Origin of the sequence: Escherichia sp. E3659 (genome assembly GCF_005781135.1) — a bacterium.
GTDB lineage: Bacteria > Pseudomonadota > Gammaproteobacteria > Enterobacterales > Enterobacteriaceae > Escherichia.
Genome location: NZ_VATQ01000027.1, coordinates 151,142 through 174,392 on the forward strand (window position 1 = coordinate 151,142; position 23,251 = coordinate 174,392).

A 23,251-nucleotide genomic window follows, 5' to 3' on the forward strand; every position below is an offset into this window, starting at 1 on the left:
GAAGTGAGGGTTACTGTTGTGGGTCGATTATATTCACCAGTTTACCGATCACCTCACTAATCAATGCTTCATCGGCAACAGTATGAAATTTAGCGCCACGGGCAATAAGATCGACGGCTTTCAGCTGGTGACAAAGCACAACGCCATGCAGGTTACCGGTTTGCGTATCATGGGGGAGGACGTTCACCGTCACCCCTGTGGAACGTGCTGCATTTGCCTCTGTTGAAATCGGACAGCACATAGCAACTTTTAAAACATTGTTGAGTTCTTTGTCTGTTACCACAATGCAATAATGTGGCCCCCGAAGTTCATGCCCGGCAACCGGATCAGGGTTAAAATACCAGATCTCACCACGATGTGGCGTCCGTGCCTTTACCATGCTTCATTACCTTTTTTCCCTTCAGCCCATCCTTCTGTGGACTGATTTAGCTCCGTAATTTCGCTTTCATCGATCTGGCTCAACAACTGCGCGACGGTAAGACGCCCACGTGGTTTGTGCTCTGTTGCGCGCAAATTAACGCTATCGCCTTTTTTCTCCACGGTAAGCTCTGTGCCCGGTGACCAGCCAAGATCGGTGGCAAGATCTCGTGGGATAGTAACGATCATGGCTCCTCCTTGTTGCCGTAATTTCACTGTCTGCATATCAGTTCCTAAGTGCTACTTTGTGTTACACGTAAGATAGCACAAAGTAGCACTTAAGCAGGGGATAGTGTCTACTGACTCGCCGCAGCCAACTCTTCTTCTGACAGCCCGGTAAATCGTATGATGTCCGCAAGAGGGACACCGGATTCAAGCATTATTTTGGCTATATGCAGGGCTTTGGATTGTTCCCCTTCCTGCCGCAATCTTTCCGCAATAGTCATTAAACTCTCCTTGTGTTTCGGTGAACGTTCGGCAACACCGTCGATAAAATCGTTAAAACGCACCGCATCGCCGGTTTGCAATATGTAATTAAACAGCCCTTTGATTTGTCTGTCATTAGCGTATCCACTACTTAATAAGCAGGCCATTTGCTCTACCAGCCCCATCAGGTCGCGTTGACGAATATGTTTTTGAATTAACTCCAGCAGCGCCATGCGTCGGTGCTGCATGATTTCATCATCAGGCATGACGGTGACATCAATCAGCGGAAATGCAGAGGCGTAGAGCTGCCTTGCCAGGTTGGGATCGGCGAAACAATCCAGCCAACATAGCGAATAGGGATAGGGGCTTTCAATGCCGTGGTAAAACAACAACGGCACCACCATCGGCAACGTTTTGTATCCGGCATCAAGGTGGTTTTGCATTGCGGCAATGGCGTAGCGCATCATGCGAAATGCGATCAGTTTGTTTGAGGTACTTTGATGTTCAATCAGGCAATAGATGTATCCTGGTCCTTGCTCGGTTTTCACCGACCACAGCACGTCGGAGTAGCTTTCACGCAGATCGTCATCAATAAAACTGCTCGACTCCAGCTTGAGGGTTTTCATATCACAGAGCGCGTGAATGGGGGCCGGTAAATGGAACGCAAGAAAATCGCGTGCCGTGTCCGGTTGGCGTAAAAAGAGTTTGAACAGTGCATCGTGTGGGGTGGAACTCTGCTTTTTGCTCATGGCGTTCCTTCACCTGTTGTTTGAATGCCGCGACTCTACGCGCCACTCCACACCTGTGCATTAGCCAGTTTTCATCCTTGCGAGACACTTTCAGAGGAACTTCCGTCGTGCTGCAAGAATTGCATTTTTATGGAAAGCCGCACGCAAAAAAGCCCGGATGCAAATGCATACCGGGCTTTTCAAAACAGGCGATGGAGTATGGTTAACGCAGCGCCCACCACTCGCGCAGACAGGCTTTTCCTTCCGGGCAGCTTTTACAACTGCCAGAGAGGCAGCCGTCAGGTTCTTCCTGAATCCGCACGGCTTTGCCCATACTTTCCAGCTGTTGCAGCATGGCGTTAATCATTGGCTGCGGAGTGTTCAATGTCTGGCTTATCTGGGCCGCTTCCATACGGCCCCGTAATGCCAGCAAATCGCGTACCTGAATAAGTGAAGCCATTAATGGCAATCACCGGTGGTGCTGGCTGCGCAGCAACTGCTTACCGATTTGCGCGTTGCCAGCAGTTCGATATCCACCCGGCTACGCGCGCGGCGCAGCAAACCGATAACCACGATGTTAAACAGGATAACCGCCAGAATGCATACCAGACTGTAGGTTGGATGCTGGCTGTAGCTGGCGACTTGATAGAACAATGTTGCCAGCGAGTAAGCGATATTCAGCCCCCACAGGATGGAGAAGCCCATCCATCCACGGCTTGATTCACGCGCGATGGCTCCCATCACCGAGATGCACGGTACATACAGCAGGACGAAAATCAGGTAGCTGTATGCGGCAGCTGCGCTACCGAATTTCTGATCCATCACGCCCATCGCTCCGGTACCCATTTCGCCGTCGCCTTTGCTTGCTTCAATCGGGTTCATCAGTACGCTAAGGCTGAAGGTGTCTTTCAGGCTCTGCCAGGTTTCATCTACCGCGCTGAACAGCTCTTCACCGAGGTTAAATTCTGCCGGATTGAACTCTTCGTCCTGAATATTTTCTGCGGTGTAGAGGGTGTTGAGCGTACCCACCACCACTTCTTTCGCCATTGCGCCCGTGAACAGGCCAACCGTTGCCTGCCAGTTATCTTCATGTACGCCAATCGGCTTGAAGACCGGAGTGATCACACGGCTGACGGAAGCCAGCGCCGAGTCGTTGATGTTATCGACGATTTTCCCGCTCAACGAGAAGCTGTTGAAGGCGCTCAGGAAAATGCTGACGATGATGATCACTTTACCTGCGCGCATCACGAAGCCTTTCAGACGCTGCCAGGTCTGGATAATCAGACTCTTAACGTGTGGTACGTGATAGACCGGCAGCTCCATGACGAACGGCGTCGCTTCACCGCGCATGATGGTGTACTTGAGCATCAGGCCAGTCAGCACCGCCATCACGATACCCAGCATATACAGCGAGAAGACCGCCAGCGCGCCGTTCTGCCCGAAGAAGGCAGCCGCAAATACTGCGAAGATAGCCAGACGTGCGCCGCAGGACATAAACGGTGCCATCATAATGGTCATCAGGCGTTCACGCGGAGCATCAAGAGTTCGCGCGCCCATTACCGACGGTACGTTACAACCGAAACCAACGATCAGCGGTACAAAGGATTTCCCCGGCAAGCCCAGCGCCTGCATCAGACGGTCCATCACAAACGCCGCACGCGCCATATAACCGGAGTCCTCGAGGAAGGAGAGGAACAGGTACATCATGCCGATCTGCGGCACCAGTGGCAGCACGGTGTTAATACCGCCGCCCAGACCCTGGGCGAGGAAGATAGTCAGCCAGTCCGGGAAGTGGAGCGTGTAGCCAATCCATTGAATACCATGCACAAATAGCGCCACGGAGCCGACGTCAAACAGCGGCTGTAACGCCCCGCCGATGTTGATAGCCAGCAGGAACATCAGGTACATCACAAAGAGGAAAATTGGCAGACCGAGGAAACGGTTGAGCACGATTTTATCTACCGCAGTGGTGAAACGGCTGGGTTCTGCCGTCAGCGTGTTGCTTACCACATCGCAGATAGCAGCAATACACTGGTAACGCGCATCGGCAATATGCAGTGCCGGATCGTCCATCTCATTACGCAGACGGGCAAGGGCGGCATCCAGATGCTGCGACGCTTCACCGGCGTAGGCGCGGCTGTAAATATCGCCTTCCAGCATTTGCAGGCCCAGCCAGCGACGTTGTTTCAGCGGGATGTCGGACGGCATCACTTTCGCCAGCGAGTCGGCTTCATTGATTAGCGGCTGGGCGTAATGCACCAGTTCTACATTGTCGTTGGCTTTGTAGCGGTCAATCGCCAGTTTCAGAGCTTCGATACCGCGACCACGCGTGGAAACCAGTGGAACTACCGGGCAGCCAAGACGCGCCGACAGCGCATCAATTTCGATGCGAATATTTTGTTTCTCGGCAATGTCGAGCATGTTCAGCGCCACGATGCAGGGAATGCCGAGTTCCAGCAGCTGTAGCGTCAGGTACAGGTTACGCTCAAGGTTAGACGCATCTACCACGTTAATCAGCAGATCGGCGTCGCCACTCAAAATGTAGTGGCAGGCGATTTGCTCGTCCAACGACGTCTGCGATGAAATAGTAGTCAGAGAATAAGTACCGGGCAGATCCACCAGCGTGACCTGATGATCGGTGGTGGAAAACTGACCCTCTTTACGTTCGACGGTAACGCCAGCCCAGTTACCTACACGCTGACGTGCGCCAGTGAGCTGGTTAAATAAGGTTGTCTTGCCAGAATTTGGATTACCAATTAAGCCAATGGTTAATTTTTTCATTGTTGTTATCACCGTATTAACAGGAAACCGCTTCCACTTCTAATAAGGCCAGATCTTTTTTGCGTAATACCAGGCTTACACGACGGGTTTCGATATGAATGGGGTCGCCGAGTGGAGCGACGCGCACCACATTAAAAGAGGAGCCAGGTAACATGCCAAGAGAAAGCAGTTTTTGGCGATATGCCGGGCTGATTTCACGGGAAAAGCCAGTGATTTTCCACGCAGTATCTGGAGTGTATTGCATAGGTGCCTACTTGTTTCTCATTAACTGGATAACTACCTCATGGGGCGTTTGACAGCGACATGAGACCAGATGATTTGCCAACGAAGGAGAGATTAAATAATCAACAGTACAATGATAATGAGAATGGTTTCTATCAGCAATACTTAAAATGTGTGCGAATGTTGGTTTAGATAATAATCTCACTCAATGTTGATGTGGCTCAAGGTTATATCGCAGCCAAAATATAATTCGAATGACGAATTATTAGGGCGGGTTAATGTTTAATTAAGGTTTTGGTTGTTAATGAGGTGATAAATATTAGGGGATGTATTGTGGGATTGGCTGTGGAATAACAATGCCGGAGAATATCTCCGGCATATTTATGTCAGGCAAGGCGTTCGTTGCCAGATGCGGCGTGAACGCCTTATCTGGCCTACGATTTCGTGCAAATTTGAACCGTAGGCCAATTAGGGTGTTTAACGCTTTTTACCCATTGCTGCCGCCAGCGCATCCATCATCGCGCTATTACCGGCAGGCTGCGCTTCACGCCCACGCGGTTTGGCTGCCGGGCGGTTGTTTTGCGGGCGATCGTTACCGCCGCCGCGACGAGCGTTGGTTTCGCCAGGCTGCTCGTCCAGACGCATGGTCAGGGCGATACGTTTACGCTGAAGATCCACTTCCAGCACTTTCACCTTCACAATGTCGCCTGCTTTCACCACGGTATGCGGATCTTCCACAAACTTGTTCGACAAAGAAGAGATGTGAACCAGGCCGTCCTGATGTACGCCGATATCAACAAAAGCACCAAAGTTGGTGACGTTGGTCACCGCGCCTTCGAGGATCATACCCGGTTGCAGGTCGTTCATTGTCTCGACGCCATCGGCAAACTGAGCGGTTTTAAATTCCGGACGCGGATCGCGACCCGGTTTTTCCAGCTCTTTGATGATGTCGGTTACCGTCGGCACACCGAATTTCTCATCGGTAAAATCAGACGCTTTCAGGTTACGCAGTTCGCTGCTGTTACCCATCAGATCTTTCAGCGCCTGCTGCGTTGCTGCCAGAATGCGTTCCACCACCGGATAGGCTTCCGGGTGAACGGTAGACGCGTCCAGCGGGTTATCGCCGTGGTTAATGCGCAAGAAGCCCGCACACTGCTCGAAGGCTTTCGGCCCCAGACGGCTCACTTTTAACAGTTGCTGACGATTCTGGAACTGGCCGTTCTCATCGCGCCAGGCCACGATGTTTTGCGCCATCATGCGCGTCAGGCCCGCCACGCGAGTTAACAGCGGAACGGAAGCAGTGTTGAGATCGACGCCAACGGCGTTTACGCAGTCTTCCACCACTGCGTCCAGTTTGCGGGCCAGCTGCGTCTGGCTGACGTCATGCTGATACTGACCCACGCCGATAGATTTCGGATCAATTTTCACCAGCTCCGCCAGCGGATCCTGCAAACGACGGGCGATAGACACCGCGCCACGCAGCGAAACGTCGAGATCCGGGAACTCCTGTGCTGCCAGCTCGGAAGCCGAGTAAACCGACGCGCCTGCTTCGCTGACGATCACTTTCTGCGCGGTCACTTTCGGGAACTGCTTCTGCACGTCGAGATAGAAACGCTCAGTTTCGCGGGAAGCTGTACCGTTGCCGATCGCCACCAGTTCAACATTATGTTTTTCACATAGGGCGGCAACGGCCATCGCCGCCTTTGCGGCCTGTCCGGTGTGCGGATAAATGGTATCGGTTGCCACCAGTTTGCCCGTTGCGTCGACCACCGCTACTTTTACCCCGGTACGCAGACCCGGATCGAGGCCCATCGTCGCGCGCAGCCCGGCAGGGGCCGTCATCAGCAGATCGTGCAGGTTACGGGCAAAGACGTTGATTGCTTCATCTTCCGCACGTTCGCGCACGGTGCCCATCAGTTCGGTTTCCAGATGCATCAGCACCTTGATGCGCCACGTCCAGCTCACCACGCCTTTGCGCCAGCTATCCGCCGGGGCATTGTTCAGGCGCAGGCCGAGATGATCCATGATGATTTGCTCGCAATAGCTCTCTTTTGGCGGCTCGTCGAACTGCGGATCGGCATTCAGCGAAAGCTGGAGTATGCCTTCGTTACGCCCACGGAACATCGCCAGCGCACGGTGCGAAGGCACCGTTGACAGCGGTTCGTGATGATCGAAATAGTCGCGGAATTTCGCCCCTTCCTCTTCTTTACCGCTCACCACCGTAGAAACCAAATGCGCGTTTTTCCACAGATAATCACGCACTTTTGCCAGCAGCGCGGCATCTTCGGCAAAGCGTTCCATCAGGATATAACGCGCGCCGTCCAGCGCGGCTTTGGTATCTGCCACGCCTTTATCGGCATCAACATATTGTGCAGCGGCGACTTCTGGCGTGTGTGACGGATCGCTCCACAGCAGGTCAGCCAGTGGCTCAAGACCTGCTTCAATGGCGATTTGCCCGCGGGTACGACGTTTAGGTTTGTAAGGCAGGTAGAGGTCTTCGAGTTCGGTTTTGCTCAAGGTAGCGTTAATGGCATTCGCCAGCTCGTCGGTGAGTTTACCTTGCTCAGAAATGGACTTGAGAATAGCCTGACGTCTCTCTTCCAGCTCGCGCAGATATCCCAGACGTGTTTCCAGATTACGCAGCTGCGTGTCATCCAGACCGCCGGTGATTTCCTTACGATAACGTGCGATAAACGGCACGGTATTCCCTTCGTCAAGCAGGCGAACGGCAGCGTCAACCTGTTCCGGGCGCGCCTGAATTTCACCCGCAATAATGCGGCAGAACGAATCATTCATCATGGTTTGAGTTCATCTTTTCGGATCAAAAATCAGGGGATAGTTATACGGACTGGCTGGCAAAAATGCCAGCCATCGGCAGGAGGTTAAGACTCTTCCTTACGGTTTCACGTACTCGATAGCATTAACATACCAGCTCGCTTCCCCGGCAGGGGTATTCACCACCGCCAGATCGCCGACTTCTTTTTTCAGCAATGCGCGGGCCATCGGGGAATCGATAGAGATGTAGTCTTTACGGCCAAAGATTTCATCATAGCCGACGATACGGAAACGGTGAGTCACGCCATCGTCGTTTTCAATCTCTACCCACGCGCCAAAGAAAACTTTGCCTTCCTGCTGGGGCGAGTAATCGACGATTTTGAGATTTTCCATGCATTTAGTGAGATAGCGCACACGACGGTCGATTTCACGCAGGCGCTTTTTATTATACTGATAGTCAGCATTTTCGCTGCGGTCGCCCAGACTTGCGGCCCAGGTCACCTTCTTTGTGACTTCCGGGCGCTCTTCACGCCAGAGATAATTTAGCTCTTGTTTGAGTTTTTCATACCCTTCCCGGGTAACCAGGGGCGTTTTCATCTCGTTGATTCCCTTTGTCTGTTTGATAATGCGCACATTGGGTATAACGTGATCATATCAACAGAATCAATAATGTTTCGCTGAATAAATTGTATACTTAAGCCGCTGTTTAATATGCTTTGTAACAATTTAGGCTGAAATTCATACCAGATTTAGCTGGTGACGAACGTGAGCTTTTTTAAGAATACACGCTTACAAATTGTTGCGAACCTTTGGGAGTACAAACAATGCAAGAGAACTACAAGATTCTGGTGGTCGATGACGACATGCGCTTGCGTGCGCTGCTGGAGCGTTATCTCACCGAACAAGGCTTCCAGGTTCGAAGCGTCGCTAATGCAGAACAGATGGATCGCCTGCTGACTCGTGAATCTTTCCATCTTATGGTACTGGATTTGATGTTACCTGGTGAAGATGGTTTGTCGATTTGCCGACGTCTTCGTAGCCAGAGTAACCCGATGCCGATCATTATGGTAACGGCGAAAGGGGAAGAAGTTGACCGTATCGTTGGCCTGGAAATTGGTGCTGACGATTACATTCCAAAACCGTTTAACCCGCGTGAATTGCTGGCCCGCATCCGTGCGGTGCTGCGTCGTCAGGCGAATGAACTGCCGGGCGCGCCGTCACAGGAAGAAGCTGTGATTGCTTTCGGTAAGTTCAAACTTAACTTGGGGACGCGTGAAATGTTCCGCGAAGATGAACCGATGCCGCTGACCAGCGGTGAATTTGCGGTCCTGAAGGCGCTGGTCAGCCATCCGCGTGAGCCGCTCTCCCGCGATAAGCTGATGAACCTTGCCCGTGGCCGTGAATATTCCGCAATGGAACGTTCCATCGACGTGCAGATCTCTCGTCTGCGCCGCATGGTGGAAGAAGATCCGGCACATCCGCGTTACATTCAGACCGTCTGGGGTCTGGGCTACGTTTTCGTGCCGGACGGTTCTAAAGCATGAGGCGATTGCGCTTCTCGCCACGAAGTTCATTTGCCCGCACGTTATTGCTCATCGTCACCTTGCTGTTTGTCAGCCTGGTGACGACTTATCTGGTGGTGCTGAACTTCGCGATTTTGCCGAGCCTCCAGCAGTTTAATAAAGTCCTCGCGTACGAAGTGCGTATGTTGATGACCGACAAACTGCAACTGGAGGACGGCACGCAGTTGGTTGTGCCTCCCGCTTTTCGTCGGGAGATCTACCGTGAGCTGGGGATCTCTCTCTACTCCAACGAAGCTGCCGAAGAGGCCGGGCTGCGTTGGGCGCAACACTATGAATTCTTAAGCCATCAGATGGCGCAGCAGCTGGGCGGTCCGACGGAAGTCCGCGTCGAGGTTAACAAAAGCTCGCCTGTTGTCTGGCTGAAAACCTGGCTGTCGCCCAATATCTGGGTACGCGTGCCGCTGACCGAAATTCATCAGGGCGATTTCTCCCCGCTGTTCCGCTATACGCTGGCGATTATGCTGATGGCGATTGGCGGGGCGTGGCTGTTTATTCGTATTCAGAACCGACCGTTGGTCGATCTCGAACATGCTGCTTTGCAGGTCGGTAAAGGGATTATTCCGCCGCCGCTGCGTGAATATGGCGCTTCGGAGGTGCGTTCGGTTACCCGCGCCTTCAACCATATGGCGGCTGGTGTTAAGCAACTGGCGGATGACCGAACTTTGCTGATGGCGGGGGTAAGCCACGACTTGCGTACGCCGCTGACGCGTATTCGCCTGGCGACCGAGATGATGAGCGAGCAGGATGGCTACCTGGCAGAATCGATCAACAAAGATATCGAAGAGTGCAACGCCATCATTGAGCAGTTTATCGACTACCTGCGTACTGGTCAGGAGATGCCAATGGAACTGGCGGATCTTAATGCGGTGCTTGGTGAGGTGATTGCCGCGGAAAGTGGCTATGAGCGTGAAATTGATACCGCGCTTTATCCTGGCTGCATAGAAGTGAAAATGCATCCGCTGTCAATCAAACGTGCGGTGGCGAATATGGTGGTGAACGCTGCCCGCTATGGCAATGGTTGGATCAAAGTCAGCAGCGGAACGGAGCCGAATCGCGCCTGGTTCCAGGTGGAAGACGACGGTCCGGGTATCGAGCCTGAACAGCGTAAGCATCTGTTCCAGCCTTTTGTCCGCGGCGACAGTGCGCGCACCATTAGTGGCACGGGACTAGGCCTGGCGATTGTGCAGCGTATCGTGGATAACCATAACGGGATGCTGGAGCTTGGCACCAGCGAGCGGGGCGGGCTTTCCATTCGCGCCTGGCTGCCATTACCGGTAACGCGGGCGCAGGGCACGACAAAAGAAGGGTAAATAAACGGGAGGCGAAGGTGCCTCCCGTTTTTAGATTGTTTTCAATTGATTGATAATGAAAGGATTCGCTTGCAAAAGCAGGAGCAATTTTCGAGGTGCTCCGGTAGGTTGACGGCGTTTGGTTTCCCAGCTTTTTACCAGGTCGTAACTCACCCCCACGGCGACAGCGAAATCTTGCTGACGTAAGCCAGTTGCTTCACGGATCGCTTTTACATCGATTTCGCTAAAAGTATGGACGTGTTCTGGCTCAGGCGTTTTTTCACCCTTTTCGATGCGTACCATTTCTTCTGCGCTGGCAAGAAGATCAGCAAATAATTCGTCTTTCATCTATTTCCAATGCCTCCGTTGGCGTTGCGGCCGTGATGGGATTTGTTGAGCTTCAACATTAAAGCAGCTTTTCGGACAATAGTTTCAATGCCTTTCTTTGTTCTTCTGTTAAATCATCCTGTTCATTTTTAGGATAAATCAATGCCAGATAAATTCGGCCATTGCGTGTCACGTTGTAATAAATTATCCGAATGCCGCCCCGTTTCCCCATTCCAGAACGGTTCCAGCGAATTTTTCTGAAACTGCCTGTGCCCGCGATAATGTCACCGGCAGATGGATCTTGAATGAGTAGTTCCTGAAAAGCCCGGAACTCATCATCAGGCAACAATAGCTGGCGGCGTTTGCTAAATCCTTGTAGTTCAATAAACGTGAACATAGTGCATCCTGCGGTCTATTGATAATTATAAGTGTACCGTGTACATATTGGTAGCCAATTAGATATAAAAAAACCCCTTATCCGTTTGGATAAGGGGTCAGTGAAATATTAACCGATTACAGCTTAGGACCAGCTGCTACCAGCGCGGCACCTGCAGGGGTGTCGGTGTATTTATCGAAGTTGTCGATAAACAGTTTCGCCAGCGTTTCAGCTTTTTCCTGCCACTGTTCCGGGGAAGCGTAGGTGTTACGCGGATCGAGGATCTTCGTATCAACACCCGGCAGCTCGGTCGGGATCGCCAGGTTAAACATCGGCAGAGTGAAGGTTTCTGCGTTATCCAGCGAACCGTTGAGGATGGCGTCGATAATGGCGCGGGTATCTTTAATGGAGATACGTTTGCCAGTGCCGTTCCAGCCAGTGTTAACCAGATATGCCTGCGCGCCCGCTGCCTGCATACGTTTTACCAGCACTTCTGCGTACTGAGTTGGGTGCAGCGACAGGAACGCCGCGCCGAAGCAGGCAGAGAAGGTTGGCGTCGGTTCGGTGATGCCACGCTCTGTACCAGCCAGTTTGGCGGTGAAGCCTGAGAGGAAGTGGTACTGAGTTTGATCGGCAGTCAGGCGAGAAACCGGTGGCAGTACGCCAAAAGCATCTGCGGTCAGGAAGATAACTTTAGTCGCGTGGCCCGCTTTGGAAACTGGCTTAACGATGTTATCGATGTGATAGATCGGATAAGAAACGCGGGTGTTCTCGGTTTTTGAACCATCATCAAAGTCGATGGTGCCATCTTCACGTACAGTGACGTTTTCCAGCAGTGCATCGCGACGGATAGCGCCATAGATTTCTGGCTCTGCTTCTTTCGACAGTTTAATGGTTTTCGCGTAGCAGCCGCCTTCGAAGTTAAACACACCGTCATCGTCCCAACCGTGCTCGTCATCGCCAATCAGACGACGTTTCGGGTCGGTGGAAAGGGTTGTTTTACCGGTGCCGGAAAGGCCGAAGAACACCGCAACATCGCCTTTCTCGCCAACGTTGGCGGAGCAGTGCATAGAAGCGATACCTTTCAGCGGCAGCAGGTAGTTCATCATTGAGAACATCCCTTTCTTCATTTCGCCGCCGTACCAGGTGCCACCAATCAGCTGCATGCGCTCGGTGAGGTTAAACGCCACGAAGTTTTCAGAGTTCAGACCCTGTTCTTTCCACTGCGGGTTGGTGCACTTCGCGCCGTTCATGACGATAAAGTCAGGTTTGAAACCTTCCAGCTCTTCATCACTCGGGCGAATAAACATGTTCTTGACGAAATGCGCCTGCCAGGCCACTTCGGTGATGAAACGGACGGAAAGACGAGTATCCGGGTTAGCGCCACAGAAAGCATCAACCACGAACAGGCGTTTGCCGGAAAGCTGTTTGGTCACCAGGCCTTTCAGATGCTGCCAGGTTTCCGGAGAGAGAGGTTTGTTGTCGTTCTTACCTTTGCCTTTGTCTGCCCACCAGAAAGTATCGCGAGTGGTATCGTCACGGACGATATACTTATCTTTTGGTGAACGCCCGGTGAAGATCCCGGTATCCACGGCAACGGCACCCAGATTAGTTAACACCCCGCGCTCATAACCTGTCAGGCTCGGATCGAGCTCTTCCTGATACAGTAGGTCGTAGCTTGGGTTGTAAACGATATCATGAACGTCACTGATACCATAAGCCTCGAGTTCTTGCGGGGTCAAACCATTGTTAACGCGCATTTCACTGCTCCTTAGCCAATATGTATTGCCTGAATAGTAAAGTCTTTTTGGGGGTGTTAACCGCGACAAGGCTCATAGATTTACGCATCTGGAGAAATTCATATTTGACAAAAAACTCCGTGATTCCTGTCACGAAACGGTTGCTATTATCGCAGAAATGGCATTCCAGGTGTGGAAAATGTTCCTAAAAGGTTAAAAGTTAGTTTAATTGGCCATTATAATGTGAGTTAAATCTCATTCCTGATTGAAATTTATGCAAAATCAATCAGTAAAGTATCGATTCACCACCGCAAAATTTTTTGTAAATTTTTCTTAAAATAAATATTAGTACTGCCTGAATGCAATAATTAACCTTCCTTTTGATTCCGGATCACGAACATGGATAACGTTGAACTGTCACCTGAAACACGGTGGGGAATGGTCGCCACTGGATTAATCCAGGGGCTGGTTTGCTATTTTCTGATAACCTGGCTGGCTGTGGACAATAACAACTGGCTTGTTTACGGCATTCCTGCGACCGTGGCGCTTTCATCCGTTTTGTTATTCACCGTGGAATCCTTCAAACAGAAGCGTTTGTGGGGGTGGCTGGCGCTGGTATTTATTGCCACGCTGGCGATGAGCGGCTGGCTGAAATGGCAAATTGATGGCATGAGTCCCTGGCGAGCGGACCAGGAACTCTGGGAATTTGGTTGTTATCTGCTGTTAATGGCGATGTTGTTATTGCCCTGGATACAACTGAATTTGCACGACAGAAAAGAGCAAACGAACTATAGCTTTTTTTACCAGTCAGCGTGGCATAACGCTCTAATATTGATGGTGATTTTGATCACTAATGGTCTGACATGGCTGGTACTTTTACTGTGGAGTGAGTTATTTAAACTTGTTGGCATCACGTTTTTCAGTACCCTCTTTTTTTCAACCGACTGGTTTATTTATCTTACGCTGGGCCTGGTTACCGCGCTGGCAGTCATTCTTGCGCGGACTCAATCGCGGTTAATCGCCTCTATTCAAAAGCTCTTCACGTTAATCGCCACAGGTTTGCTACCACTGGTTTCACTGCTGACGCTGCTGTTTATTATCACTTTACCCTTTGCTGGTTTGAATGCGATTTCCCGCCACATCTCCGCCGCTGGGCTGCTTTTAACTCTGGCCTTTTTGCAGTTGCTCTTAATGGCCATTGTCCGCGATCCGCGAAAAGCATCGCTTCCCTGGACTGGCCCGTTGCGTTGCCTGATAAAAATGTCTCTGCTGGTGGCGCCGCTCTATGTGCTGATCGCCGTCTGGGCTATATGGATGCGGGTCGCTCAATACGGCTGGACTACCGAACGCTTGCACGGCGCACTGGCGGTGGTGGTGTTACTGGTCTGGTCGCTGGGGTATTTCGTCAGTATTGCCTGGCGTAAAGGGCAAAATCCCCTTGTTCTTCAGGGCAAAGTGAACCTTACGGTTTCGTTATTGGTGCTGGTGATACTGGTGCTTCTTAATTCGCCGGTGCTGGACAGTATGCGCATTAGCGTGAACAGCCATATGGCGCGTTATCAGAGTGGCAAGAACACGCCAGACCAGGTAAGTATCTACATGCTCGAACATAGCGGTCGCTATGGACGTGCAGCGCTTGAGTCGCTGAAAAGCGATGTCGAGTATATGAAAGACCCGAAACGCAGGCGGGGTCTGCTGATGGCGTTTGATGGAGTGCAACGTCTTCAGCAGCAGATATCGGAAAAAGCATTAGCTGATAATGTATTTATTGCCCCGGGTTCTGGCAAACCGGATACGACATTCTGGTCGGCAGTGATGAAAAATCGCTATAACGCAATGATATGTATTGAAAAAGATGCCTGCGTGCTGGTAGAGCAAGATCTGAATAGTGATGGTAGGGCAGAGTGGATCCTGTTTGCCTTTAATGATGAAAGATACATTGTCTATGGTATTGATCCTGCCGGGAAAGAATGGAAAGAGATTACGATGAGTTCACTCCCGCGTGTAATAACGAAAGAGAAATTACTCACAGCGGCGAAGAATGGAAAACTGGGGACGAAGCCTAAGGTGTGGCGCGATCTTACGGTGGATGGTGAAACGCTGGATTTGAATCTGAATGAGTGACAGCGCGTTTGGATGCTGCGCCTTATCTTACCTGCGATAAATTGCATTTAATCCGTAGGCCAGATAAGCGCAGCGCATCAGGCAATTTAGTTATGATATCCGGCAGAGTCACCTCTGCCGGACATGGCGATTAATGTACCTGCGGATCTGCCGGAGACGCATTGTTGCGGATCTCGGCAATATCCATTGCATTGAACAGATAGTGGTTACCACAGTAATCACAATGCATGTCAATTTCGCCTTCTTCCGCGAGGATGCTATCAACTTCTTCATCCGGCAGCGTTTTCAGCGCGCCTGCGCAACGTTCACGTGAGCAGGTGCATTTGAATTCAACATCCTGCGGATCGTAAACCGTCACCTCTTCTTCGTGGTACAAGCGCCACAAAACTTCGTTTGCCGGTAACGTCAGCAGCTCTTCAGTTTTGATGGTTTCGGTCAGCGTCGCCAGGTGGTCGAAGTCGTCTTGCTGGGCATTTTGCGCAGGCATTACCTGCAACAACATACCGCCCGCAGCCGGTTTGCCATCTACGTCGCCGGTGCGAATAAACAGGCGCGTCGGCAGCTGTTCAGAACGCATAAAGTAATCTTCCAGGCAAGCCGCCAGGGTATCACCTTCCAGACCAACTACGCCCTGATAGCGTTCGCCTTCGCTCGGGGTAATGGTGATCACCACGTAACCATTGCCGACCAGCGTTTTCAGGTCGGCATTTTCTGGAATTTCGCCCTGCACGCGCGCCACACCGCGCATCTGCTGTTTGTTGTTACCGTTAATAACCGCCAGATTCATCGGACCGTCGCCTTGCAGCTGTACGGTGATATCACCATCAAACTTCAGCGTAGCGGTCAACAGGCTGGTCGCGACCAGCAGTTCTGCCAGCACGTTTTTCACGGGCTGCGGATAATCGTGATTCTCAAGGATCTGTTGCAGGGTTTCCGAAACGGTTACCAGTTCGCCGCGAACGGCAAAGTTTTCAAACAGATAGCGATGTAATTGGTCATGTTGCGGCATAATCATCTCTCTTGCAGGTGACAGTTATTCACTGTCGCCGTGTTTAAATCGTAACAGGTCGCGGCGCTCTTTTTTGTCCGGGCGCCGGTCCGGGTGCGGCATGGTTAAGGCATTAAGTTTACGTGCCAGCGCCATTTTTTCGCGTTTCTCTACACTTTCCGCAGTCTCTTCATACAGCAAGACCGCCTCGCTGGCGGGGCGACGCTGTTCAGTAATCGCCTTTACAATCACCGTTCGTTCGTCATTTCCCTGGCGCAGCGTGAGCGTGGCATTCAGCTCGACGACTTTACTCGGCTTGCTGCGTTGCCCGTTGTAATGCACCTTACCGCCTTCAATCATTTCGCGGGCCAGCGCGCGGGTTTTATAAAAACGGGCGGCCCATAGCCATTTATCCAGTCGAACCTCAACAGCCGGTTTTTCTTTCATGGCGTCTCCTTCACATTAGCGAGGGGATCAGGCGGCGGTAGTCATTCAGTGACGGATGGCGTTCATACTGTTTTTCGGCTATTCCAGAGTCAGGGTTGGTGACGCCGAGACAGTAACGAATACCAAATTGCGCGGCAGCATCGAGAATGGCTTCGCTGTCATCAATAAACAGCGTTCTTTCAGCTTTCAGACCCGTAGCTTCGGCCACCGCATGCCATAACCGCTGATCCTCTTTCGGATAACCAAATGTGTGGGTGGAAAGTAATAAATCAAGGTGTGCGTCCAGACCCGTATGCTCAAGTTTAACGGCCAGGTTATGTGGATGGGCGTTAGTGAGCAAAATTCGCTGCTTGCCGCTGGCCTTCAGCGCTTCGAGAAACGGAATAGTATCTTCACGCAACACAGCACGTGGCCCCATCTCGGTGGTCATCGCACAGATATCCAGACCCAGTTGCTCGCTCCAGTAATCAAGACAGTACCAGTTTAGCGTATGCTGCACGTCGTGATATTGCTGGCGCATATATTCCATTGCTTCCTGTGGCGTAACACCGTTTTGCGCGCCCCATGTTTCAGGCACCAGCTTTTGCCAAAAATAGTTATCGAAGGCGAGGTCGAGCAACGTGCCGTCCATATCCAGCAGAACGGTGTCTACGTCCTGCCAGGCAATGTTGATATGCATGGGGGAAATCTCCAGAGTGAAGCAATTTGCGCGACAGGGTAGCATAACCTGCCGCGCAAACGTGTTATTCGATGAGGCTTTCTGAAGACGTGAGCAGCGTCGGATTCAGGCAGCTTTCGTAATATTCCTTAATCTCCATCATGCGAGTGCGATGACGCTGGTAACGACGCCAGGCCTGCACGCCATTATAGATGGCACAGCCGAACATCGTCAGTAGCAGTAATGTGGTGCCGAGATAGCGCCACAGGCCAGAACGGTCCGGAATCGGGTGCAAGCTGATATGCTGCGTGCCGTTGGCATCGGTGAAAATATTGGTGACGATCCCCTCGGCGTTAAACGGTGTATGCATCAACATTTGCGCCAGCTTCTGGAAAGCGTTCCATTGTTCTTGCGCCGGGTAGTCATAAAGCGAGGCTGCTGGCCACGGTTGATCGACAAAATCGCTGCCTTCGTCGCTGACAATCAGGAAGCCGCCAGGCGCTGGGCTATTCAGTGATTGTGCCGCTCGCGCCGTTTCATGAGTGATAAACGGTGCGGTGGAAGTCGCCACCAGATTATCCAGCGATTCTGCGCTCACCGGGCGGAGTAATACATTCACACCATCAAGTTTTCCTGCGTTGGCGCGTTTCACCAGTGCGTCCCAGTCCTTACTGTTGCCAAGATTCACCAGGGCGTTTTTTAAGCGCACACAATCATCTTTGGCTGCACAGAGATCTGCGGTCTTCAGTACGATGTCGCCAAAGTCATCAAGCAAAACCATGCCGGATTTCTGAATCGCAGAACGTAATGAGGCACTGACGCGCGATTCATCTTCCGGTTTAGGGTGCAGTTGACGGTTTACTGCTTCGGTCAACGCCGTAGCTTTGTTAACCAGTTCCGATTCCGGTAATGGCAATGAACGGGCGTCATTCCAGATGATTTGCGAGCAGTCAAACGGCAAAAACGGTGAATTGGTTTTCGCACTCCAGGTGCCGGAAGTGCGGATATTACACATGCCTGTACCACTTAGATGTAAGGTATCGCCTACGCGTACGCCAGCGTCCGCAAGTTGTTTAACACTGGTGGCCTCAATAGTCTGCGCGCCTTTCATCCACGAGAGAGTGAATTTCAGCGGCATATCCAGTGGGATCCAGAACAGCAGCATAAACAAGACTATCAGCGAACCGGCTGCGATTACCGTGCTGCGTAGCCAGTGTTGCAACGGGAAGTTTTTTACTTCGTCATGCAGCGAAAGATAGCGCCCCTGGCGCACGACGTGACGGTCGAGGTAGATATCGATATCGGTTTGTTGTCCGAGATCCTGGGCAATGTAAGGTTGCCAGTGCGCGGGGTAGACCAGATCGATAATACCAAGCGAAATATTGTTAATCTGTTCCTGAGAGTTTTCACCAAACAGCCCCCAGCGACGCGGTGTCCCGCGCAGGCAGTGGATTTCCCTTAGGGAGGATTTGGCAGGTGGCGCATATAATCCCCACAGGCCCGCGCCCAACAGCAGTAGCGCGCCGCCAACCAACCACGGGACAAATACATCTGGGGTCACCAGGCAGAAATAGAACATCAGGAATGAGGCGACAATCAGCAGCGCTTCCCGCAATCCTCGTGGGCGACTAAGTGCATACTCTTCGTGCGTTTCCTGGCGAATGTTGAGCAACTCAATTTGTTCGCTCTCTTCACCGCGAATCGATGCCTGTGTTGATGGAATAGGTTGTAACGTGTAACCGCGAGTCTCCTGCATATACTCTTGCAGCGTATGGCCGTTGAGTGAAATGACTAATGGGAGTGAGTCGGTATAAATCAGTTCAACGGTGTTTTCGTCGTTGATGTACTGCTCCCAGAAAGGCGGCAGGTGGACTTCTACCGAGTCAAGGTAGTAGCGCCATTTATTGGGATCGTCGGTAGAGATGCCATAACGTGTGATAGCGTGCGTCAGCATCATCACATTATTGCTTTCGGCGTTCAGCGTCAGAGAGACAGGCGCCGTGCTGGCACCCGTCGGGCCGGGAACCTGCAAAATCTGCGTCAGGCTCTCGAGATAATTTTCAACAGCGCTACGTTCTTCCGGAGTGAGTTTGCGCGTTTGCGCATCAGCGAAGGCGTTAGCCCAGGGCAATTGTCGCCGCCTGGTGCGGGTTTTTATCAGCCATCCCGCAAGTAGTGAGCAGGCCAGCAAAGCAGCTAAAAAAATCACAATGGTGCTCATGCTTTCCCCATCTTACTTAATTTGTCAGGCGTGATTATTCGCACCCTGGACACAATATAGGATTCTGCGGTTGGCTATCGGCAAGCGTGGAGTTGAACTTGAGCATCATTAAGCGCATCCCAGTAACCGCTGATCATAGCAAACCCTCTGAGGGCGGAATATCAGCAAATTCCTGGAGTTATTTCAACCTATTGACTTTTAATTTGATTTGAGAACGATTATTTATCAGGTTGCATAAATGTAAATAACATGCAATTCACATTGCCGAAACGGTGTCCGATATCGCACAATAAATACTGATTTCACTGCAAAGATTCCACAATGAGAAAATCATTACAAAAACCCACCATTCTGAATGTTGAAACTGTAGCCCGTTCCCGACTGTTTACCGTCGAAAGCGTGGATCTGGAGTTCAGCAATGGCGTGCGGCGTGTTTATGAACGAATGCGTCCAACCAACAGGGAAGCGGTGATGATTGTGCCTATTGTGGACGACCATCTGATCCTGATTCGTGAGTACGCGGTGGGAACTGAATCCTACGAGTTAGGGTTTTCGAAAGGGCTGATTGATCCCGGTGAAAGCGTCTACGAAGCAGCTAACCGTGAGCTAAAAGAAGAAGTGGGATTTGGTGCGAACGATCTGACTTTTTTGAAGAAACTCAGCATGGCGCCGTCTTACTTTTCCAGCAAAATGAATATCGTGGTAGCGCAGGATCTCTACCCGGAGTCGCTGGAAGGCGATGAGCCAGAGCCGCTACCGCAGGTTCGCTGGCCGCTGGCGCATATGATGGATTTGCTCGAAGAGCCTGACTTCAATGAAGCGCGCAATGTCAGTGCGCTGTTCCTCGTGCGCGAGTGGTTGAAGGGGCAGGGGCGGTTGTAAAGCCCCTGGTTATGCAGGCTGGCGTGACTGGGCGAGTTTTTCGTGAATAAACGCCAGTGCTTCCTCTTCTTTATCACTCAGCCATATAAAACTTGACTTGTTCATAACCAATACAAATATATCTTTATAGGGGATAAGGTCATTTATCTCTGACCAGACACAAAAGCTGTGGGTGCCGGATTTTTTCCAGCATTTAACACCAGTCTCATCGATTTGAAAGTTCAATCCTTCCGTTATTGCGTTTTGATTGTAGATATCAGACTGTGCTTTTTTCTGCTTATACCTTGTCCAGTAGGTCTTTACTGAAAAAAACATACCATGTAGCCAAAATACGATAACTAATACTTTGTTTTTATTGAGGATAAACAGAAGGTCATCGGTGACGTTATTCCAGACTGATAATTCAATTTCTATATTAAATATCCCTAAAATCACGAGAGATGCAGGGAATAGCAAGAAAAACGTGACAGCAATGATGTCATAGAGAGCCGCTTTGTGTAGGCGTGGCAGTTTATCGGGATGATACCTTCGTAAAACAAGGCCGTAGATGGTTAGAAAATCAGTCTGGTTAAGGCTGAATGGGGCATATTGCCGGGTGAACTGACGATTACTTTCGCTGCAATTCTCCGAAGGAGAAGGAGAGTGACTTTCCATTTTCATCGACATCTTCCATAGTAAAAGCCCGGCAACATTAACGCTGCCGGGCGTCGTTTTTAGAACAATTCCTGTGCTTCACCATTATCGATAATGGTCGTTCCCACCTCGCGCACCGCCTGCTGTGTAGGCTGTGTACCTTCAATGAAGTACTCTTCGCGGCTGTTGCCGCCGCTGGCCAGTTGCCCAGTGCTGCGATCGATATTCACCGTCACAATACCCGGCGGCGGCGTCAGCGGTTGTTCCGGTACGCCTTCCAGAACGGCTTTCATATAAGCGTCCCATGCAGGCTGCGCGCTTTTAGCACCACCTTCATAACCAAAGATCTGATCTTTAATTGCCCCGGAAGCCGTGGTATGACCGAGATTACGACGGTGATCGTCAAAGCCAATCCATACTGAGGTTACTACGCCTGGTCCGTAACCCGAGAACCATGCATCCTTCGAGCTGTTGGTGGTCCCGGTTTTCCCGCCGATATCATGACGTTGCAAATCACGACCTGCGCGCCAGCCAGTACCTTGCCAGCCTGGTTCACCAAAGATATTGGTGTTCAGTGCGCTCTTAATCAGGAATGCCAGCGGAGTGCTGATAACGTGCGGTGCATACTCCTGCGCGCCGGTCTTCGCGACTAATGTCTGATTAGCTTGCTCTAGTTGCGGCATCGGCACCGAAACATTTTGCTGCTCGCGGGAGATAGCCACGTCTTCAACGTCGTTATTTTCCAGCACGTTCGATTTTTGCGTATCGCCGTAAATCACCGGGATATCGCATTCCGGGCAAGCTACTTTCGGTTTCGCTTCGAAAATCACGCCGCCCTGGTCGTTTTCAATTTTGCTGATAAACCACGGATCCACCAGGAAGCCACCGTTCGCCATTACTGCGTAGCCGCGCGCCACCTGCAGCGGCGTGAAGGACGCGGAACCCAGCGCCAGCGATTCGGTATGAACAATGTTTTGCGCCGGGAAGCCGAAGCGTTGCAGATACTCTGCAGCGTAGTCAACGCCCATAGCCCGCATTGCACGCACCATCACTACGTTCTTCGACTGGCCCAGTCCCTGACGTAAACGGATTGGACCGGCATATTGCGGCGGTGAGTTTTTCGGCTCCCAGTCAGAACCAGCACCAGCGTCCCAGCGGGAAATCGGCACATCGTTCAGCATACTTGCCAGCGTCAGACCTTTATCCATTGCTGCGGTGTAGAGGAACGGTTTGATATTCGAACCCACCTGACGCAGCGCCTGAGTTGCGCGGTTAAACTTGCTCTGGTTGAAGTCAAAGCCACCCACCAGCGCCATGACGGCACCGTTTTGCGGATTGATCGACACAAGCGCCGAGTTCACCTCTGGCACCTGCGCCAGCCACCAGGCATCGCCAACCTGGTGAACCCAGATCTGCTGACCCGTTTGCACCACATCAGTCACTTTACGCGGCGTCGGTCCCTGTTGAGTGTCTGAACGGTAAGGACGCGCCCAGCGAACGCCTTCCATACGCAACGTTACGGACGTTCCGTCAGCCAGCATCGCTGTCGCTTCCTGCGGATTGGTGCTGGTAACTGCGGCAGGCAGCAGCGGACCGTAAGTCGGCAACGCTTTCAGAGTATTGGTTATCTTTTTGGTGTCCCACGCCGTCTCACCCACTTTCCACAGCACATTAGCCGGGCCGCGATAACCGTGACGCATGTCGTAGTCCAGCACGTTGTTACGCACCGCTTGCTGCGCGGCCTGCTGAACTTTGCGGGTAATGGTGGTGTAAATGCGATAACCGTCTTCATAAGCGCTTTCGCCGTAACGGCTATACATCTCCTGACGCACCATTTCGGTGAGATACGGCGCCGAGAACGCAATTTCCGGCGCGTGATAATTGGCGTTAATCGGCTCACTGCGCGTCTGATCGTATTGCTGCTGGGTGATATACCCTTCGCTCAACATACGTGACAGCACAACGTTACGCCGCGCGACGGCGCGATCCATTGAGTAGAGCGGGTTGAAAGTGGATGGGGCTTTTGGCAGCCCGGCAATCACCGCCATTTCGTTCAGCGTCAGTTGGTCGACCGTTTTACCGAAATAGACTTGTGCCGCAGCACCGACACCATAAGCGCGGTAACCGAGGTAAATCTTGTTCAGATAAAGCTCGAGGATCTCGTCTTTAGTCAGCAACTGTTCAATACGAATCGCGAGGAAGACTTCCTTAATCTTACGCATCAGCGTGCGTTCCGGACTGAGGAAGAAGTTTCTCGCCAGTTGCTGGGTAATGGTACTCGCCCCTTGTGACGCGTGACCAGAGAACAACGCCACACTTGCCGCACGGAAGATCCCCACCGGGTCAACGCCGTGATGCTCATAAAAGCGGCTGTCCTCCGTCGCGATAAAGGCTTTCACCATTTCCGGCGGGATTTGATCCAACGTAACCGGAATACGACGCTTTTCACCATATTGCGCAATTAGCTCGCCATCGGCGCTGTAAATCTGCATCGGAATTTGTAGGCGAACATCTTTTAATGTCGCCACATCCGGCAGTTGTGGCTCGATGTAGCGGTAGAGGCCATAAATCGAGCCTGCTCCCAGCAGAATGCAACAGACTGCAAGGATCAATAAATACTTTACGAACTTCACTG

21 protein-coding genes are annotated in these 23,251 nt (G+C 51.6%); 4 read left to right on the top strand and 17 right to left on the bottom strand.

What is annotated here, in order from left to right; all coding sequences use genetic code 11:
- Positions 1–10: 10 nt before the first annotated feature.
- The 8 genes from FEK47_RS18430 to greB all read right to left on the bottom strand — a co-directional run bounded on the left by FEK47_RS18430 (position 11) and on the right by greB (position 7,946).
- Positions 11–379, bottom strand: coding sequence for a type II toxin-antitoxin system PemK/MazF family toxin (locus tag FEK47_RS18430; RefSeq protein WP_135487143.1), 369 nt, complete (start codon positions 377–379; stop codon positions 11–13).
- A complete protein-coding gene (locus tag FEK47_RS18435; RefSeq protein ID WP_032218497.1) occupies positions 373–642 on the bottom strand; it encodes a hypothetical protein in 270 nt (89 codons plus the stop codon). Before FEK47_RS18435 ends, FEK47_RS18430 begins: the two co-directional genes overlap by 7 nt.
- 71 nt (positions 643–713) lie before the next feature.
- On the bottom strand, positions 714–1,592 hold the full coding sequence (gene rpnA / locus FEK47_RS18440; RefSeq protein WP_135487144.1) for a recombination-promoting nuclease RpnA: 879 nt from the start codon (positions 1,590–1,592) through the stop codon (positions 714–716).
- Positions 1,593–1,794: 202 nt separating this feature from the next.
- A complete protein-coding gene (feoC, locus tag FEK47_RS18445) occupies positions 1,795–2,031 on the bottom strand; it encodes a [Fe-S]-dependent transcriptional repressor FeoC (RefSeq protein ID WP_000157586.1) in 237 nt (78 codons plus the stop codon).
- On the bottom strand, positions 2,031–4,352 hold the full coding sequence (gene feoB / locus FEK47_RS18450) for a Fe(2+) transporter permease subunit FeoB (RefSeq protein ID WP_130217666.1): 2,322 nt from the start codon (positions 4,350–4,352) through the stop codon (positions 2,031–2,033). The genes feoC and feoB overlap by 1 nt, the downstream gene beginning before the upstream one ends.
- A gap of 16 nt (positions 4,353–4,368) precedes the next feature.
- A complete protein-coding gene (gene feoA / locus FEK47_RS18455; RefSeq protein WP_001200455.1) occupies positions 4,369–4,596 on the bottom strand; it encodes a ferrous iron transporter A in 228 nt (75 codons plus the stop codon).
- A 455-nt stretch (positions 4,597–5,051) separates the two neighbouring features.
- Positions 5,052–7,373 (bottom strand): Tex family protein, encoded by a 2,322-nt coding sequence (locus FEK47_RS18460; protein WP_135487145.1) that lies wholly within the window; start codon positions 7,371–7,373, stop codon positions 5,052–5,054.
- Between the two features lie 96 nt (positions 7,374–7,469).
- Positions 7,470–7,946 carry a transcription elongation factor GreB gene (greB, locus tag FEK47_RS18465; RefSeq protein WP_000856744.1) on the bottom strand — a complete coding sequence of 159 codons (477 nt, stop codon included), beginning with the start codon at positions 7,944–7,946 and terminating at the stop codon, positions 7,470–7,472.
- Between the two features lie 227 nt (positions 7,947–8,173).
- Here greB and ompR point away from each other — a divergent pair, with 227 nt between their 5' ends.
- A complete protein-coding gene (gene ompR, locus FEK47_RS18470; RefSeq protein WP_001157751.1) occupies positions 8,174–8,893 on the top strand; it encodes a two-component system response regulator OmpR in 720 nt (239 codons plus the stop codon).
- Positions 8,890–10,242, top strand: coding sequence for a two-component system sensor histidine kinase EnvZ (gene envZ, locus FEK47_RS18475; RefSeq protein WP_130217662.1), 1,353 nt, complete (start codon positions 8,890–8,892; stop codon positions 10,240–10,242). The genes ompR and envZ overlap by 4 nt, the downstream gene beginning before the upstream one ends.
- Positions 10,243–10,272: 30 nt before the next feature.
- Here envZ and nadS read toward each other — a convergent pair whose 3' ends face one another.
- From nadS to pckA, 3 genes are all read right to left on the bottom strand, one after another.
- On the bottom strand, positions 10,273–10,569 hold the full coding sequence (gene nadS / locus FEK47_RS18480) for a NadS family protein (RefSeq protein ID WP_130208987.1): 297 nt from the start codon (positions 10,567–10,569) through the stop codon (positions 10,273–10,275).
- 58 nt (positions 10,570–10,627) lie between these two features.
- A complete protein-coding gene (locus tag FEK47_RS18485; RefSeq protein WP_130208985.1) occupies positions 10,628–10,945 on the bottom strand; it encodes a type II toxin-antitoxin system RelE/ParE family toxin in 318 nt (105 codons plus the stop codon).
- A 116-nt stretch (positions 10,946–11,061) separates the two neighbouring features.
- Entirely contained in the window at positions 11,062–12,684 is a 1,623-nt protein-coding gene (pckA, locus tag FEK47_RS18490; protein WP_130208983.1) for a phosphoenolpyruvate carboxykinase (ATP), read from the bottom strand.
- A gap of 378 nt (positions 12,685–13,062) precedes the next feature.
- Here pckA and FEK47_RS18495 point away from each other — a divergent pair, with 378 nt between their 5' ends.
- The gene (locus FEK47_RS18495; protein ID WP_135487146.1) at positions 13,063–14,787 is read left to right on the top strand and encodes a DUF4153 domain-containing protein; all 1,725 of its coding nucleotides are present in this window, start codon (positions 13,063–13,065) and stop codon (positions 14,785–14,787) included.
- A 130-nt stretch (positions 14,788–14,917) separates the two neighbouring features.
- Here the strand turns inward: FEK47_RS18495 and hslO are convergent, their stop codons facing one another.
- The 4 genes from hslO to igaA form a co-directional block, all read right to left on the bottom strand.
- Complete coding sequence (gene hslO / locus FEK47_RS18500; protein ID WP_130208979.1) at positions 14,918–15,796, bottom strand: Hsp33 family molecular chaperone HslO; 879 nt, start codon at positions 15,794–15,796, stop codon at positions 14,918–14,920.
- Positions 15,797–15,820: 24 nt separating this feature from the next.
- Positions 15,821–16,222: a ribosome-associated heat shock protein Hsp15 gene (hslR, locus tag FEK47_RS18505; RefSeq protein WP_000660493.1), complete on the bottom strand. Its 402-nt coding sequence runs from the start codon at positions 16,220–16,222 to the stop codon at positions 15,821–15,823.
- 10 nt (positions 16,223–16,232) lie between these two features.
- Positions 16,233–16,901 (bottom strand): GMP/IMP nucleotidase, encoded by a 669-nt coding sequence (gene yrfG / locus FEK47_RS18510; protein ID WP_130221392.1) that lies wholly within the window; start codon positions 16,899–16,901, stop codon positions 16,233–16,235.
- 64 nt (positions 16,902–16,965) lie between these two features.
- The gene (igaA, locus tag FEK47_RS18515) at positions 16,966–19,101 is read right to left on the bottom strand and encodes an intracellular growth attenuator protein IgaA (RefSeq protein ID WP_138183314.1); all 2,136 of its coding nucleotides are present in this window, start codon (positions 19,099–19,101) and stop codon (positions 16,966–16,968) included.
- A 321-nt stretch (positions 19,102–19,422) separates the two neighbouring features.
- Here igaA and nudE point away from each other — a divergent pair, with 321 nt between their 5' ends.
- Positions 19,423–19,983, top strand: a complete 561-nt coding sequence (gene nudE, locus FEK47_RS18520; RefSeq protein ID WP_105268146.1) for an ADP compounds hydrolase NudE — start codon at positions 19,423–19,425, stop codon at positions 19,981–19,983.
- 9 nt (positions 19,984–19,992) lie between these two features.
- On the opposite strand, the gene FEK47_RS18525 is transcribed toward nudE, so the two are convergent.
- Positions 19,993–20,643 (bottom strand): hypothetical protein, encoded by a 651-nt coding sequence (locus FEK47_RS18525; RefSeq protein WP_135487147.1) that lies wholly within the window; start codon positions 20,641–20,643, stop codon positions 19,993–19,995.
- A gap of 53 nt (positions 20,644–20,696) precedes the next feature.
- On the bottom strand, positions 20,697–23,249 hold the full coding sequence (mrcA, locus tag FEK47_RS18530; RefSeq protein WP_135487148.1) for a peptidoglycan glycosyltransferase/peptidoglycan DD-transpeptidase MrcA: 2,553 nt from the start codon (positions 23,247–23,249) through the stop codon (positions 20,697–20,699).
- Positions 23,250–23,251: the final 2 nt, after the last annotated feature.